Here is a 14,181-nt window from a genome sequence, read left to right as displayed (position 1 = left end):
CGGCGCACGGGGTGCGTGGTCACGGCTGTCACGCGTTGCCGTCGGCAGCCACGCGTGCGTAGCCGCGGATGTCGGGGAAGGGGGGCTTGCGCCCGGGCTGCAGGTCGACTTGGAAGGCGTTGAGGCACATGGCGAGCATGCTGAAGTTGCCGAGAGAACCGACGGCGTCGACGAGGCCCTGGGCGGCGAAGTACTTGTGGGCGCGGGCGAAGGTTTCGTCCGTCACGAAGTGCTGTTCGAGCAGCTCATGGCAGAACGCGTAGAACGCCCTGTCCGCGGCATCGGCGAAAACCGGCTCGAGGCGCTCGGCGATGGCCTGGACGACGGCCTCGGGCACGCCCGCCTCGATCGCCGTGCCCACGTGGGCGTTCCACGAGTACTGCGCATCCCAGTGGCGCGCGGCCATCAGCAGCGTCAGCTCGCGCAGATGCTTCGGGAGACTCGACTCGAAGCGGACGTACGCACCCAGCGACTCCACCCGCTCGCACAGCTCCGGGCTCTGCAGCCACACCCGGAAGGGACCTCGGACGCCGCCACGGCGTTCGGTTATACGGGCGCTGAGTTCCTGCTGACGCTGGTTCATTTCGTCAACGCTGAGTACGGGAAGCCTCATGGCGGGTGCCTGCCTATCTGTCGGGAACACGGGCACGGGAAGCCGTGCGACGGGAGCCGACGCTACATCCGGGCGGAAGAAGCTCACCCTTCCCGGAACGCAAGGTAAAGGTGCACGCCGGAGGACGCTCATTCGGCTGCAAGGCATCTAACGTCGGACGACGCGTCCTCGCCGAAAGGGATTCCGCATGACCGCCATCATCAAGGCCGCCTCGGTGCCACTGCTGGACCGAGGGGGTTCGATCGTCACCACGCCCCTGGTCACGACGTTGTCCGCCGGAGGAGAGAACCTGATCACGAGCGGGATGAGTGTTTACCCCGTGGAGTCCGGGGCGCCGATGCACTCGCACAACTGCGACGAGCACGTGACGATTCTCGAAGGTGAGGCCGAGGTACTGGTCGACGGCACGGTCACGAGATTGGAGCGATTCGACACCACGTACATTCCGTCACCCGTCCCGCATTTGTTCCGGAATATCGGTGGCGTGCCTCTGCGTATCCTGTGGGTTTATTCCTCGGAGACGGTGACCCGGACTTTCACCGAGACCGGAATCACCGTGGAGCATCTCTCAGCGCAGGATCAGATGGGCTGAGACGGCGCGGGGAGCCCGTTGCCACCCGGCGGGCACGGGGCGGAACCCTCTTGCGGAGACATGCGCCGCGAAGTCGCGCATGCAGGTGAGGCAGCGGGTTGTCCATGTCCTGCTCCTCGAATCTCTTCGATGTCGTACACGGCGCGGGGCAGCCGTCGTTCGATCCTCCACGCCGCTCGTTGCGGCCGGCCCTGGCGGCGGAGTGGATCAGGCCCCCATGGGGGCGACCGTAGTCGGGCCCACGCTATGCAGGCAAGATGTCGTACATAATTGTCAACGATTTATCGCTCCCATTCCTCGCGGGACCGGCGGTCCCGCCCGCGTCGCGCCGAGTGCGCCCGGTGTCGCGCTGCTGTGCGCGGCGCGCTGACCGACACCGCCGTGTCCAGCGCCGCCGTCCGCCGACCGCACCTGCTGCTGGTCGTTGACAGGGCCACGGCGTTCACGCCGAGCCGCGTACGATGACCCGCCCCGGCACGGCGGCCACGTGTGCGGTGTCCAGCCCGAGGGCCGTACGGGCGGCGAGGCGGCCGTGGGCCTCGGCGTCGATGTGGACGGTGGTGAGGGCAGGTGTGACCAGCGCCCCGTACTCGGTGTCGTCGAAGCCCATCACCGCGATGTCGCCGGGCACCGCCAGCCCGAGGTCCCCCAGGGCGGTCAGGGTACGCAGGGCCGCGTCGTCGTCGTAGCCGGCGATTGCCGTCACACGGCGGTGCGCGGCGAGGAAGGCGTTGACCGCTTCGGTGCCGGCCGTCCTCGGCCCGGGCACCACGAACGGCGTCAGCGACGCGATGCCCAGCGTGGCAGCAGCCTCGCGGGCGAAGCGCAGGCGAACCTCGGCCAGCGGGGAATCACGGTCCGGCAGGGCCACGGCGAGGTGGGTGTGGCCGCGGCCTGCGAGGTAGCCGAGCTGCAGGGCGGCGTGCGCGGCGAGCCCGTCCCGCCATCCGCCGCCCTGGTCGTCGAGCTCATGGCCGGTCAGGTAGGCGTCGCCGAACCGCAATACGGCACGCGGAGCGATCGCGTCCAGCACCTGCTGCGTGGAGCCGGGCGCAGAGTGGCCGGGGCGGACGAGCAGGACATGGTCGTGGGCGGCGAGCTCATCGTCCAGGCCGCGGATGTAGCTGCGCGAGTAGTTGCCCTCCAGACTCCATTCGACGTTGAGCACGACGACCCGGGAGGTCCCTTCGCGCAGGGCCTTCGCGATGCCGTGGGGGACGTAGCCGAGATCACGGGCGGCCTGACGCACCCTCTCGCGGGTGGCCGGCGAAATCGTCTGGTGGGGGTCGTCGTTGAGGACGAAGCTCACGGTGGACCGCGACACCCCGCACGCCGCGGCGACGTCCCTGAGCGTCACCCGCTTCGCAGCACCCATTTCCCCTGACTCTCCGGATTCCCTCGCCACGCTCCTGGTCGCAGCCCGACGCAGCGGACCGGTGCCCTGCACGGCGGCCAGTGTAGGTCGGCCGGCCTGGCAGGCCGCCACGCTTACGTGTTCGCGCAGGCCGGTGTCCACGCTCCGGCTGCATCCTCAGTTCTCGCTTCCGACCCTCGAGCCTGCGGAACGCGTCTGTTAACGTCCGGCTAGATCGGTTTAGTTGAGCCGCCGCCGCCCCGCTGGAACGATTGAGCAAGCTTCGGTCACGCGGGCGGCGACCAGCCAGAGGAGCACTCTCTATGGCAGCCCCCAGCCTTCAGGACGGCATCGAGCAGGCGGGTTCGCCGGTGCGGTTGCTGTGGAAGCCGAATGCCGAGCCGTGGACCCCGGAGGTCGTCGAGCGCGAGTACGCGGGCTGGCGCCAGGAGCAGAACGCATGGCACTCGGCGGTGTCCATCTCGGACCTGTCCCACCACATGTTCGACACGTTCCTCCAGGGACCGGACGCCACGCGCTTGCTCGCGGCGGTCAGCGCCAACAACTACCAGTCGTTCGCGATAGGCCAGGCCAAGCAGTTCATCCCCGTCACCCACGAAGGATGATCGTCACGGACGGTATCCTGATGCGCGAGGGCGAGCAGAAGTACACCCTCAGCGGGGTCCCCGCCGCGCAGAACTGGGTCAAGTACCACGCGGAGAAAGGCGGCTACGACGTCGCGTTCACCACCGACCCCTCCTCCGCCTTCCGTCGCGGCGCCGACCCGAGGATCTTCCGCTACCAGATACAGGGCCCGTACGCGATCGACCTCGTCGAGCGCGCGTTCGGCGGCCCGCTGCCGGCCACCAGGTTCTTCCACTCCACCCCTGTCTCGCTGGGCGGCCGCACCTTCCGCGCCCTGCGCCACGGCATGGCCGGACAGGCCGGTTACGAGTTCATCGGCGAGTGGGAGCACGCCCACGCGGTGAAGGAGGCGCTGCTGCGGGCCGGAGAGCCGTTCGGCCTGCTCCACGTCGGCGCTCTCGCCTACACCACGGCCAGTGTGGAGAGCGGCTGGATTCCCTCACCGGTGCCCGGCATCTACACCGGCCCGGAGCTGTTCGACTACCGCACGTACCTCAACCTCCACGGCGTCGAGGGCCAGCGGCCCCTGCACGGCAGCTTCTTCTCCGAGGACATCGAGGACTACTACTGCTCGCCCTACGAGCTCGGCTACGGCCGCATGATCTCGTTCAACCACGACTTCATCGGCCGCGACGCCCTCGAGAAGGCGAAGGGCAGTGTGCGCCGTACGAAGGTCACGCTCGTCCTCGACCCCGAGGACGTACGCACGGCGCTCGGCGAGGACACCGGATTCCGGCTCACCTACGCCCGGCACCGCGTGGAGGCGGACAACGAGCTGGTCGGCCTGACCTTCCAGACCGCCTCCGTCGACCCGGCGGCGACGATCCTCTCGCTGACGCTCATCGACCATGCCTACGCCAAGCCCGGCACGCAGGTGAGCGTGGTGTGGGGCGAACACCCGGGTCCGGGCGCCGCGGCGGATGCGGACCTCAGCTTCCCGCGCATCCGCGCCACCGTCGCCCCCGCGCCGTACGACGCCCACGCCCGCACCCTGTACCGGCGCAACGCCTGAGCAACCCACATCATCTGACGCCCCGCCCACCGCCGCCGCGCGGGCGGGCGCCTGCCCGCGCCCGCCCCGGCACCCGGGTCTGCGCGCACGAACCCGAAGCGGCGGAAACGGCGGATACAGCGCCGGACAAGGAGCACGATGAACCACGCCCAGACACCCCCGGCCACAGCCGTCACCGACCTCCTGGACGACTTCTCCCTGGAGATAACGGGCAAGGACGTTGCCGAGCTTCAGAAGGCCCGGGCCACCATCCCTCCCGGCACCCGGATCAACGTGACGTTCCTCGGCAACGAGGACCTGCGGCTGCGACTGGAGGCCGCACGAGAGGTCAAGCGCCTGGGATTCGTACCGGTACCGCACATCGCGGCCCGCCGCCTGCCCTCCCTGGCCGCGCTGGAGGAGTTCCTCGCCGCGCTCCAAGCCGACGGCACCGCCGACAGCGTGTTCGTGGTCGGCGGTGACCCGGCAACACCGCACGGGCCCTACCAGGACTCCCTCGGCGTGATCCGCTCCGGTCTGCTCGAGCAGTACGGCGTACGCCACGTCGGCATCAGCGGCTACCCGGAGGGGCACCCAGCCATCGGCGAGACCCGGCTGTGGACGGCGCTGGAGGAGAAACACGCTGCCCTGGCCCGAAGGCACCTGTCCGCCGGTGTCATCACGCAGTTCGGCTTCGACACCGGCCCGGTCCTCGACTGGCTCGCCCAAGCACGGAAACGCGGCATCGGCCTACCGGTCCGCATCGGGGTGCCCGGGCCCGCCGGAGTGCGGCGGCTGCTGGGCTACGCCACGCGCTTCGGCATCGGCACGAGTGCGTCGATCGCGAAGAAGTACGGACTGTCGCTGACCAACCTCGTGGGCACGGCCGGACCCGACCGCTTCATCCGCGCCCTGGCACACGGCTACGACCCGCAGCGCCACGGCCCCATCAAGCTGCACTTCTACACGTTCGGCGGACTCAAGACCACCTCGCAGTGGGTCACCGAGTTCCAAAAGGAGTACTGACGTGACGCTTGTCGAAGAAGCAGCCACGCACCTCACCCCGCGCGCGCTCGACCACCACCATGCCTCCCTGATCGTCCAGGGAAAGGACCGAACCGGCATCGTCGCAGCCATCGGCGCCGTACTCAGCCGCCACGGTGCGAACATCCTCTCGCTCGACCAGTACTCCGACAACCCGCAAGGCGGTGCCTTCTTCCAACGCACCGTCTTCGGCCTCGACAACCTGCAGGCCGCCCTGCCTGCCGTCGAAGAGGACCTCAAAGAGCGGCTGGCGAGCACATTCCAGCTGGAGTTCACACTCCGGGACCTCTCCGTGCCCAGACGCGTCGCCATCTTCGCCTCGAAATCCGACCACTGCCTCCTCGACCTGCTGTGGCGGTACCGGCGCGGCCAACTGCCCGTCACCGTCTCCATGGTGATCTCCAACCACCCGGACACGGCGGACGAGGTACGCCGCTTCGGGATCCCGTTCTTCCACGTACCGTCGATGGGCCCGGACAAGTCCGCCGCCGAGGCCGAGCACCTGCGCCTGCTTGAGGGCAACGCCGACTTCATCGTCCTGGCGCGCTACATGCAGATCCTCTCCGGCGACTTCATCGAGAAGGTCGGCGTGCCGATCATCAACATCCACCACTCGTTCCTTCCGGCCTTCCTCGGCGCAGGCCCCCACGCCAAGGCGAAGGAACGCGGCGTCAAACTCGTCGGCGCCACGGCCCACTACGTCACCGAGGACCTCGACGAGGGCCCGATCATCGAGCAGGACGTCGTACGGGTCACCCACGCCGACACCGTCACCGACCTGATGCGCCGCGGCGCGGACGTGGAACGCGCGGTCCTGTCCCGCGCGGTGCTGTGGCACAGCCAGGACCGCGTGATCCGAAACGGCAACCACACCATCGTCTTCGCGTGACCGTGAAAGACACCAAGGCGGAATCACCCAGCGACCACGACCATCGACGGCAAGAAGATCGCCCAGGAGATCCGGTCGAGGGCACGCGGCCGCGACCGCCGGCCCCGGCCGCTCAGCTGCGCTCGCCGTGCGTCAGCGACCCCCGTTTCCGTCAGGGTGTCGCTGCAGTTCGGCGAGTTTGAGGAGGTTGACCTCGGTGCCGATGACGGAGATGACCCGGTCCCGGAACTCCTCGCACGAGCGGGGGTTCTCGTCCGGTCTCCGGTGGTGAGGGTGGTCTTCCATCGGTCGATGAGGGCGAGGATTGCTTCTTCGTCGGCTCGGCGGATGCGGACCCGTGGGTCGGCGTCCTGGGGGCGGCGGCCGTGCGGGCGACGGTGACCGGGATGAGCAGGGGGCGGGGAAGCAGCGCCAGGGCCAATGCCGATCAAGGGGAGGTCAAGCGCTCTGCCAAAACCGAGAGGCTCCCTTCGCCTCCTGGCGGTCGCTCCGGCTCGACCGCCAGGAGACGACGGAGGCCCTGACCGGTGCGGGACGCGCAAGCTTAAGTTGTTGCCGATGCGCTTCCGCGTAACTGCCGATGTCCCCAGACTTCCCGCAATTGACGCGAGATCGGCCCGCGGTCCTTCGTGAGCCACGACCGGCACGTCGTGGACGTGGACGGGCCCGAACTCGCCCATGCGAACCCACCCCGCCCGAGCGGCGACGGTGGGCGGCCCCCCAGAAAAGATCCAGCGTCCGCTCGAGGCAGCGCGGGCTTTCGGCCATGGAGGCATAAGCAATGGCGCTTATCAGGAAACGGCGGCTGGCCCTGTGCGCGGCGCTGCTCGCCGCGTCGGCGGTGCTGGCGGGGTGCGGCTCCGGCGGCAGCTCCAGCTCGTCGGTCAAGGCCGGCTCCCCAACGGGTCTCGCCAGGGCCGAGAAGGAGGTGGCGAGCCTGGAGGCCACCACCACGAGCTACCGCGTCCCGACTGCGAGCGTGTCGGACGTCGCACAGCTCAAGGGCCGCAAGGTGTACTACGTCCCGCTCGTCCAACAGATCCCCGGCTTCGTCGTCACCGCCCAGACGATGCGTCAGGCGCTCGCCAAAGCCGGCCTGTCACAGCAGGTGTGTGACGGCAAAGGCCAGCCGAGCGCGATCGCCTCGTGTGTCCAGCAGGCGATCGCGGCGGGCGCGGCCGGGATCATCCTGGACGCGATCCCTTACGGCATGGTTCAAAACGCCCTCGACGCCGCCAAGGCCAAGGGCATCCCGATCATCATCGCGGACCAGTTCCCCCCGTCCGGCTCCACGAACAGCGACCAGGTGACCTACGTGCCGGGGGCGACCACTCAGCCGAGCGCGATCGCCTGGTGGATCATCGCGGACTCCAAGGGCAAGGCCAATCTGATCATCGCGGCCGAGGGCGACTCGCCCTCGGCGAAGAAGTACGTGACCGACTCGCTGCCGATCTACAGGAAGTACTGCCCCGGCTGCACCGTCAAGGTCAAGATGATCACCGCCGCGACGGACGCGCTGCTGGCCTCGGGTACGAGCTCCAACATCCTGGGCAATCCTGGCGCCGACTACTACTACACGGAGTTCGAGGACAGCCTCCAGCCCACCGTCCAGGGCATCCAGCAGTCGGGGCGCTCTTCGAGCATCTCCCTGTCCGTGGCGGGCGGTTCGGTGAACGGCCTCGGCCTGCTCAAGAGCAACTCGGTCGTCAAGGCGGTCGTGGCCGTGGACCAGGCCTACGCCGGGTACGCCCTGACCGACGAGATCCTGCGCATGATGACCAAGTCCGCGCCCGTCGCCGAGCCGTTCCCCACCCGGTTGTTCACCCAGCAGAACATCGGCAGCGTCCAGGTGACGTCCGCGGCCCAGGCCTCGGGCGAGTGGTTCGGCGACAGCTCCTTCGAGGAGCAGTTCGCCAAGCTCTGGGGCATGGGATGAGGAAAGGTCGCGCATCGTGAACGCCGGCTCGCAGACCGGCCCACCGGAGCCAACCCGGCACCAGCGTCTGGAAGTGGCCAAGCTCTCCAAGGCGTTCGGCTCGACGAGGGCACTTCGCGAGGTTCATCTGCGGGTCGCCCCGGGAGAGCTGCACGGGCTGGTCGGCCAGAACGGGTGCGGGAAATCCACTCTGGTCAAGGTCCTCACGGGCGTGTACGCGCCCGACACGGGAGCCTCCGTCGTGGTGGACGGCCGGCATCTGGCCCTGCCGATCCGCCCGATGCAGCAGCGCGAAGCGGGACTCTCGGTCGTCCACCAGAACATCGGCCTGGTGGACGATCTGACGGTGTGGGAGAACGTACGGTTGGGGCACTATCGGGCGGGCCGGCTCTCGCGGCGGATCAGCCGCCGCGGGGAGCAGCAGGCGGCCGAGCAGGTCCTGGCCCGGCTGGGTCACCGCCTGGACGTCGGACAGAAGCCCGGTTCGCTCTCAGCGCAGGATCGCGCCGTGGTCGCCATCGCCCGGGCGGTGCAGGACCACCGGGCAGGCGGTGGTCTGATCATCTTCGACGAGTCGACACGAGCCCTGGGCGGGTCGGCGCGGGCCCGTTTCTTCGAACTGGTCCGGTCGCTCATCCAGGAGGGCACGTCGGTCCTGCTGATCTCACACCAGTTGGAGGAAATCGTCGAAGTGACCGACCGGGTCACCGTCCTGCGCGACGGCGCCGTGGTCGAGGCAGGCCTCCCCACACGCGAGGTGGACGAGGCGTCGCTCACGCGCATCATGCTCGGACGCCACCTCGTCACGCATCGCCGGGTCGAGAGCCAGGCTCGGGACCAGGTCGTCGCCTCTGTGCGCGGCCTTGCGGTCGGCGCGGTGTCCGGCCTCGACCTCGACGTCCGGCGCGGCGAGATCCTCGGGTTGACCGGACTGATCGGCTCGGGCTTCGCCGAGGCGGCCGAGGCGATGGCGGGAGCACGTACGGCCCGTGCCGGGACGCTGTCGCTCCACGGCCGTGACATCGCACTGGACCGCAGACGCGGCTGCACCGAGGAGTTCGTGGACGCGGGGGCGGCGTTCGTGCCCGAGCGCCGCCTGGACGCGGGCGTGGCCGGCGAACTCTCGGTATCCGACAACCTGACCCTGCCCCGCGTGCGCCGCCGCGGCAGCCGGCTGCGGATCGGCGCCGCGTGGCAGGCCGAGGAGACCGCCGCGATGATCGCGAAACTCGATATCCGCCCGCCTGACCCGCACGCGCCGATCCACACGCTCAGCGGCGGCAACCAGCAGAAGGTCCTGCTGGCCAAGTGGCTGGCCGGCGCACCGAGGCTGCTCGTGCTGCACGAACCGACGCAGGCCGTCGACGTCGGCGCCCGCCACGACCTCATCGACGCGATCCGGGCGGCCGCCCGCGACGGCTGCGGAATCGTCATCGCCTCGATCGACCCGGCCGATCTTGCGGTGCTGTGCGACCGGGTGCTGGTGTTCCGCGACGGCCGGGTCGCCAAGGAGCTGAGCGGCGAACTGGAACAGGACACCATCGTGCACGCGGTGTTCGGCGACGACACACGACCTCACAGAAGGGGGTGGGTCGACTGATGGACGTCACCCGCCAGGAGGACCTCGACGCGCCCCCGACCGCGCCGAAGGCGGCGCACACGGGGAAGCTGGTATCGGCCTCCGCCCGGGCCGGGCACTTCGCGTCGCGTTACGCGGTGATCGGTGTCTGGGTGGCGATGATCGCGGTGTACGCCGTCGCGGAGCCGGGGCTGTTCCTGACCAAGGCGACCTTCCAGACCGTCTTCAGCTCCCAGCAGTCGCTGGTGTTCCTCACCATGGCCCTGCTGTGCACCGTCTGCGTCGGAGAGTTCGTGGACCTGTCCGTCCCAGCGGTCTTCGCCTTCTCCGCCACGATCCTGCCCGTCCTGGTCGTGGACCACGGGTGGCCTTTGTGGCAGGCTGCGGCCGTCGCCGTCCTGGGCGCGCTCGCGGTCGGCGTCGTCAACGGCGTGCTCGTCGTCGTGGTCGGGGTGAACACCATTGTCGTCACCTTGGGAATGAGCACCTTCCTCGAAGGCATCAGCCTCTGGATGTCGCACCTCAACACGGTCAGCGGCCTGCCGACCGGATTCGGCAAGATCGCGCTGTACTCCGTGGCCGGCCTGCCGATCTCGTTCTACTACGGCGCGGCGCTGGTAGCCGGCTTCGCCTACGTGCTGGCATTCACGCCACTGGGCCGCCACATCCGCTTCGTCGGAGCCAATAGAGAGGTCAGCCGACTCTCCGGCATCCGCGTCAACCGGATCCGCTTCGGCTCCTTCGTCGCCTCCGGCGCCCTGTGCGGTCTCGGCGCGGTGGTCGCCGTCGCGGCCCTGGGCGGCTACAACCCCACCACGGCCGACACCTTGCTGCTGCCGACCTTCGCCTCGGTCTTCCTCGGCACCGCGGTCATCGAGCCAGGACGCTTCAACCCGATCGGCACCTTCGTCGGCATCTACTTCCTGGAGACCGGGATCCTCGGACTCCAGCTGCTGGGTCTCCAGGCGTGGGTCTCCTCGGTCTTCTACGGCGGCGTCCTGGTGGCAGCGGTCACCATCGCGACGCTGCTACGTCGCCGAAGTCCATGACCGTTGGCGGCGGTTCGGGGTGGGCAGGGCCGTGCGGCGGGCGAACGCGGTGGCCAGGTCATGGCGCCAGGGCCCCCAACCCCCGTCTGGAGGCGGCTGGTACTCCAGCCGTAGATCGTTATGTGCCCTGGTCTTGGGGCTGTCTGCCGCTGGCCGAGACTCAGGTGGCCTCAGCGCACCATCTGGGTAGAGTTGGGCGGTGCCCGAGCTGAAGCGGCTGCATGTCGGCCATGCCTCCGCGGTCCTGGCCTTCGAGCTGGCGAACCGCGCCTACTTCGCTGCCTCGGTCTCCGACCGCGGCGACGAGTTCTACGACCAGTTCACCGACCGGCACAGCGCCTTGCTGGCTGAGCAAGAGGCCGGCATCGGCGCCTTCTACGTGCTCCTCGCCGAGGATGGCCCGGTTCTGGGCCGGTTCAACCTGTACGCCTTCAAGGACGGTACTGCCGAACTCGGCTACCGGGTCGCGCAGCACGTCGCCGGCCGCGGCGTGGCGACCGCGACCGTCCGGGAGCTGTGCCGGCTGGCGGCCGCGCGGCACGGGCTGCGCACACTGCGGGCGGCCACCGCCCGCGACAATGCCGCGTCCCAGAAGGTGCTGACCAAGGCCGGGTTCGTCCCGGTTGGCCCGGCCGACCCGGCCGCCCTCGGTGGTAAGCCAGGCACCTGGTATCAGCGCGAGCTGGGGCCTGTTGGGAGTTCTGATCACGTGGCGGGGTCGGGGGATGGGGAGCATCCGTGAGAAATCCGACGCAAAGGGTGCGAGGTGGATCACCCTGTCCAGCTGGCGATTTCATTGTCGGCGTTCACTGACGCTTCGGGTGACCCGTCTACCTCGACCGCGCGCTGAACGCGCTGCGGGAGCAGGGGTACCCCACATCGGCATCGACGGGCACTGCAGCTTCCACCTGCCCGACTTCGGGGGTACGCATCGCGCGCTGCGTGTACCCGGACGACGACGAGTGATGGCTCGTACCACTGATATGAGGCTGTTCATCGACCGCGACCATGGCGCGTGTATCGGAGACTGTCGCTCACGCTAGGACATGGCCGGAACCACCGTTGGTCGGCAGGAAAAGGGGTCGGGCGGGATGACGTTCGGTTGGTAGCGTGCGGCAGACCGTGACGTCCCGCGAGGAGGTGAGACCCATGAACGCTGTATCTGTGTGGGTGCTCCCCCTCTTCGTTACGGTCGGGCGATTGACATAGGTTTCGCCGGGAGCGCCTCGACAACAAGACACTCCCGAAAGACAACAACCCATGCACTCTCTGCAGTTCACCGCCGAGTCGTCGTTGAACGGCATGGTCGAACGCAACTTCACCGTGGGCGAGATCCCCGGCGTGCTCTGGTCGTCGGCCTCTGGCGCCGATCGCGCACCCCTGGTGCCGATGGGGCAGGGTGGGGGCACACACAAGAAGGCACCGGCCATGGCGGGCCGGGCACACCGCCTCGTGACCCGCTGCGGCTTCCACGTCGCCGTCATCGACGCGCCCGGTCACGGCGACCGGCCGCGCACGGCGCACGACGAGCAGGAGATCGCCGCGCTGTACCGGGCGAGGGCGGCAGGCGAGCCGGACGGCCCGATCGTCGTCCGCTACAACGCGCACCTGGCGGAACTCGCCGTGCCCGAGTGGCGGGCGACCCTGGACGCCCTTCAGGAACTTCCGGAGATCGGCGCCAATGGGCCGGTCGGCTACTTCGGCATCAACATGGGAACCGCAATCGGAGTGCCGCTTGTGGCGATCGAACCCAGGGTCACGGCCGCGGTCTTCGGTCAGCACTGGCCCGACGTCTTGGCCGAGAAGGCGAAGCAGATCACCATCCCGATCGAGTTCGACATGCAGTGGGACGACGAGCACATCCCGCGCCAATCCGGTCTCGCGTTGTTCGACGCCTTCGCCTCGAAGGAAAAGACGTTGCACGCCAACGCGGGCACGCACAAGGAGCTGCCCAGGTTCGAGGCCGACAGAGCGGTCCGGTTCTTCGCCCGGCACCTCGGCCGGGCCGTCACGTCACCGGCCTGACCTGACGGGTATCGGCGTCCGGCCGCCAGTCGGGCGCCGATACCGCGGTGGCACTTCGGCAGCTGGGCTCTTGCGTTGCGTCCTGTGCGGCGGCAGTCTCGGGGGATGCGCTTCGCGAAGTGGCTTGGCGGTGCGGTGTGGATCGGTACCTGGTATCTGATGTACCTGGAGATCACGCGATGGCAACACGTGAAGCCGTCGTTGGCGTTCAACGCAGGACCCCCGATTCCCGGGACGGACGTCCGGCCGCGTCCCGGGAATCCCCTGATTCTGCTCTACATCGCATGCATAGCGGCCCCGCTGGTCGTCGTGGCCGTCTTGGTGATGCAGATCCGCGCGCGTCGAGCCAACGGCTCCAGCGGTAGACCGTGATCTTGCTGGTGGACCCGCTGCGGGAAGGCTGCGGCCACCGCTGATCACCGGTGTGTGAAGACTGAAGATCATGGGATGGCCGCAGGTCACGGCGTAGACCCTGCCCGCTGGCAGGTGCCGCTCGAGGGCTTGATGTCCCAGACAGCGGGCCGGTGCGCACGGGTCGAACCCCGGCGCCGGGTACGGGACCTGGTACGAGGGCTGCTCTCGGACCTGCCGCGCAAGAACGGCCGGACCATCGCCGAGTGGGCGCGGGAGGTCGCACCGGACGGCATGCAAGCATCGTCAGCGTGAGACGCGAAGGCCTCCTGGTTGGCGGAGCGGTTCCTCGACAGCTCCGCTCCGCAACCGGAGGCCCTCGCCATCAGCCAGATTCAGACCGTGTCGTCACACAAACTCAACCAACCTGCCCGGGTAGTACAACTAGGCGCCCATGGGTGTGGAGTCTTCCTTCGGGACGGGGACGCCCGGGGATCTCTTTCTCATCCCTGGACCTGGTGCGATCTCTCCCGGCCACGATGCCGTCGTCCACTCGCCGCTACGAGGGGCCCGCCCCCGAAACCGTGGTGCAGCCCGCTATGCCACGCACGGGACCGTCCGCGGACTGCCCGGCAGAGACCTACCGGTCCGAATGGCATGCGGCACGCCGACAGCCTTGCTTGCGGATCACTTTCAGCCGTCCAACCTCGCGTCGTCCGTGCCCGGTGGTGCGGGGCCGAAGGCCGCCGGCGGTCTGCTCGGAGCGGGTCCGCCGGGGCCTGTGCCGTACGGACGCTTTGGGGGATGGGCCGGGGGGGGTCAGGGGCCGCCGGGCGGCTGCAGTCCCACGCGGAGCTGCTCGACCGGGACCAAGTAGCCGAATGGCGCTTTCAGCCCCGTCGCCCACCTGTGACTACACGTCTGCTCCGTTCAAATCTTCGTCAAAGCCTCGGGGAAGTCGGCCGGGCGAGTGGACCCGTACGCCGACCGCCGGGGTGCGGCCGGGCCGGGGCTTCCGTGCGGGTAAACGCGTACATGGCCCCCATATCGTCCGTGATCAGGGACATTTTCTTCGGAAGAGGATGTCACCTGGGCCGAAGTTTGTGGAAAACG

At 68.8% G+C, this 14,181-nt stretch carries 11 protein-coding genes and 2 pseudogenes; 10 read left to right on the top strand and 3 right to left on the bottom strand.

The features are described 5' to 3' along the window. Positions 1-28: 28 nt before the first annotated feature. Positions 29-583, bottom strand: coding sequence for a carboxymuconolactone decarboxylase family protein (locus tag ACFXJ5_RS14440; RefSeq protein WP_384630681.1), 555 nt, complete (start codon positions 581-583; stop codon positions 29-31). A gap of 217 nt (positions 584-800) precedes the next feature. Between ACFXJ5_RS14440 and ACFXJ5_RS14435 the strand changes: the two genes are divergently transcribed. Next, the gene (locus ACFXJ5_RS14435; RefSeq protein WP_384630680.1) at positions 801-1,205 is read left to right on the top strand and encodes a cupin domain-containing protein; all 405 of its coding nucleotides are present in this window, start codon (positions 801-803) and stop codon (positions 1,203-1,205) included. Positions 1,206-1,647: 442 nt separating this feature from the next. Here ACFXJ5_RS14435 and ACFXJ5_RS14430 read toward each other — a convergent pair whose 3' ends face one another. Beyond that, complete coding sequence (locus ACFXJ5_RS14430) at positions 1,648-2,580, bottom strand: LacI family DNA-binding transcriptional regulator (RefSeq protein ID WP_384630679.1); 933 nt, start codon at positions 2,578-2,580, stop codon at positions 1,648-1,650. 302 nt (positions 2,581-2,882) lie between these two features. Here ACFXJ5_RS14430 and ACFXJ5_RS14425 point away from each other — a divergent pair. From ACFXJ5_RS14425 to purU, 3 genes and pseudogenes are all read left to right on the top strand, one after another. After that, positions 2,883-4,216 (top strand): annotated as a pseudogene (locus tag ACFXJ5_RS14425) (aminomethyl transferase family protein). Positions 4,217-4,354: 138 nt separating this feature from the next. After that, the gene (locus ACFXJ5_RS14420; RefSeq protein ID WP_384630678.1) at positions 4,355-5,221 is read left to right on the top strand and encodes a methylenetetrahydrofolate reductase; all 867 of its coding nucleotides are present in this window, start codon (positions 4,355-4,357) and stop codon (positions 5,219-5,221) included. A gap of 1 nt (position 5,222) precedes the next feature. Beyond that, positions 5,223-6,128: a formyltetrahydrofolate deformylase gene (purU, locus tag ACFXJ5_RS14415; protein ID WP_384630677.1), complete on the top strand. Its 906-nt coding sequence runs from the start codon at positions 5,223-5,225 to the stop codon at positions 6,126-6,128. A gap of 132 nt (positions 6,129-6,260) precedes the next feature. Here the strand turns inward: purU and ACFXJ5_RS14410 are convergent, their stop codons facing one another. After that, complete coding sequence (locus tag ACFXJ5_RS14410) at positions 6,261-6,413, bottom strand: hypothetical protein (RefSeq protein ID WP_384630676.1); 153 nt, start codon at positions 6,411-6,413, stop codon at positions 6,261-6,263. A gap of 496 nt (positions 6,414-6,909) precedes the next feature. On the opposite strand from ACFXJ5_RS14410, the gene ACFXJ5_RS14405 reads away from it, so the two are divergent. The 6 genes and pseudogenes from ACFXJ5_RS14405 to ACFXJ5_RS14380 all read left to right on the top strand — a co-directional run. Beyond that, positions 6,910-8,064 carry a sugar ABC transporter substrate-binding protein gene (locus ACFXJ5_RS14405; protein WP_384630675.1) on the top strand — a complete coding sequence of 385 codons (1,155 nt, stop codon included), beginning with the start codon at positions 6,910-6,912 and terminating at the stop codon, positions 8,062-8,064. 73 nt (positions 8,065-8,137) lie between these two features. Further along, entirely contained in the window at positions 8,138-9,664 is a 1,527-nt protein-coding gene (locus ACFXJ5_RS14400) for a sugar ABC transporter ATP-binding protein (RefSeq protein ID WP_384630674.1), read from the top strand. Beyond that, the gene (locus ACFXJ5_RS14395; protein WP_384630673.1) at positions 9,664-10,692 is read left to right on the top strand and encodes an ABC transporter permease; all 1,029 of its coding nucleotides are present in this window, start codon (positions 9,664-9,666) and stop codon (positions 10,690-10,692) included. The genes ACFXJ5_RS14400 and ACFXJ5_RS14395 overlap by 1 nt, the downstream gene beginning before the upstream one ends. A 199-nt stretch (positions 10,693-10,891) precedes the next feature. Continuing rightward, positions 10,892-11,434 carry a GNAT family N-acetyltransferase gene (locus ACFXJ5_RS14390; protein WP_384630672.1) on the top strand — a complete coding sequence of 181 codons (543 nt, stop codon included), beginning with the start codon at positions 10,892-10,894 and terminating at the stop codon, positions 11,432-11,434. Positions 11,435-11,952: 518 nt separating this feature from the next. Then, entirely contained in the window at positions 11,953-12,717 is a 765-nt protein-coding gene (locus tag ACFXJ5_RS14385) for an alpha/beta hydrolase (RefSeq protein WP_384630671.1), read from the top strand. A 504-nt stretch (positions 12,718-13,221) separates the two neighbouring features. Further along, positions 13,222-13,368, top strand: a pseudogene (locus tag ACFXJ5_RS14380) (IS701 family transposase); the annotation flags it as partial. Between the last annotated feature and the right edge of the window lie 813 nt (positions 13,369-14,181).

It is taken from the genome of Streptomyces sp. NPDC059373 (assembly GCF_042751495.1).
Classification (GTDB): Bacteria; Actinomycetota; Actinomycetes; order Streptomycetales; family Streptomycetaceae; genus Actinacidiphila.
This window is presented reverse-complemented; position numbering and strand designations above follow the sequence as displayed.

Coding starts and splice junctions, on each gene's coding strand:
- ACFXJ5_RS14440 (WP_384630681.1), bottom strand. CDS start 583: ATGAACCAGCGTCAGCAGGAACTCAGCGCCCGTATAACCGAACGCCGT.
- ACFXJ5_RS14435 (WP_384630680.1), top strand. CDS start 801: ATGACCGCCATCATCAAGGCCGCCTCGGTGCCACTGCTGGACCGAGGG.
- ACFXJ5_RS14430 (WP_384630679.1), bottom strand. CDS start 2,580: ATGGGTGCTGCGAAGCGGGTGACGCTCAGGGACGTCGCCGCGGCGTGC.
- ACFXJ5_RS14420 (WP_384630678.1), top strand. CDS start 4,355: ATGAACCACGCCCAGACACCCCCGGCCACAGCCGTCACCGACCTCCTG.
- ACFXJ5_RS14410 (WP_384630676.1), bottom strand. CDS start 6,413: ATGGAAGACCACCCTCACCACCGGAGACCGGACGAGAACCCCCGCTCG.
- ACFXJ5_RS14405 (WP_384630675.1), top strand. CDS start 6,910: ATGGCGCTTATCAGGAAACGGCGGCTGGCCCTGTGCGCGGCGCTGCTC.
- ACFXJ5_RS14395 (WP_384630673.1), top strand. CDS start 9,664: ATGGACGTCACCCGCCAGGAGGACCTCGACGCGCCCCCGACCGCGCCG.
- ACFXJ5_RS14385 (WP_384630671.1), top strand. CDS start 11,953: ATGCACTCTCTGCAGTTCACCGCCGAGTCGTCGTTGAACGGCATGGTC.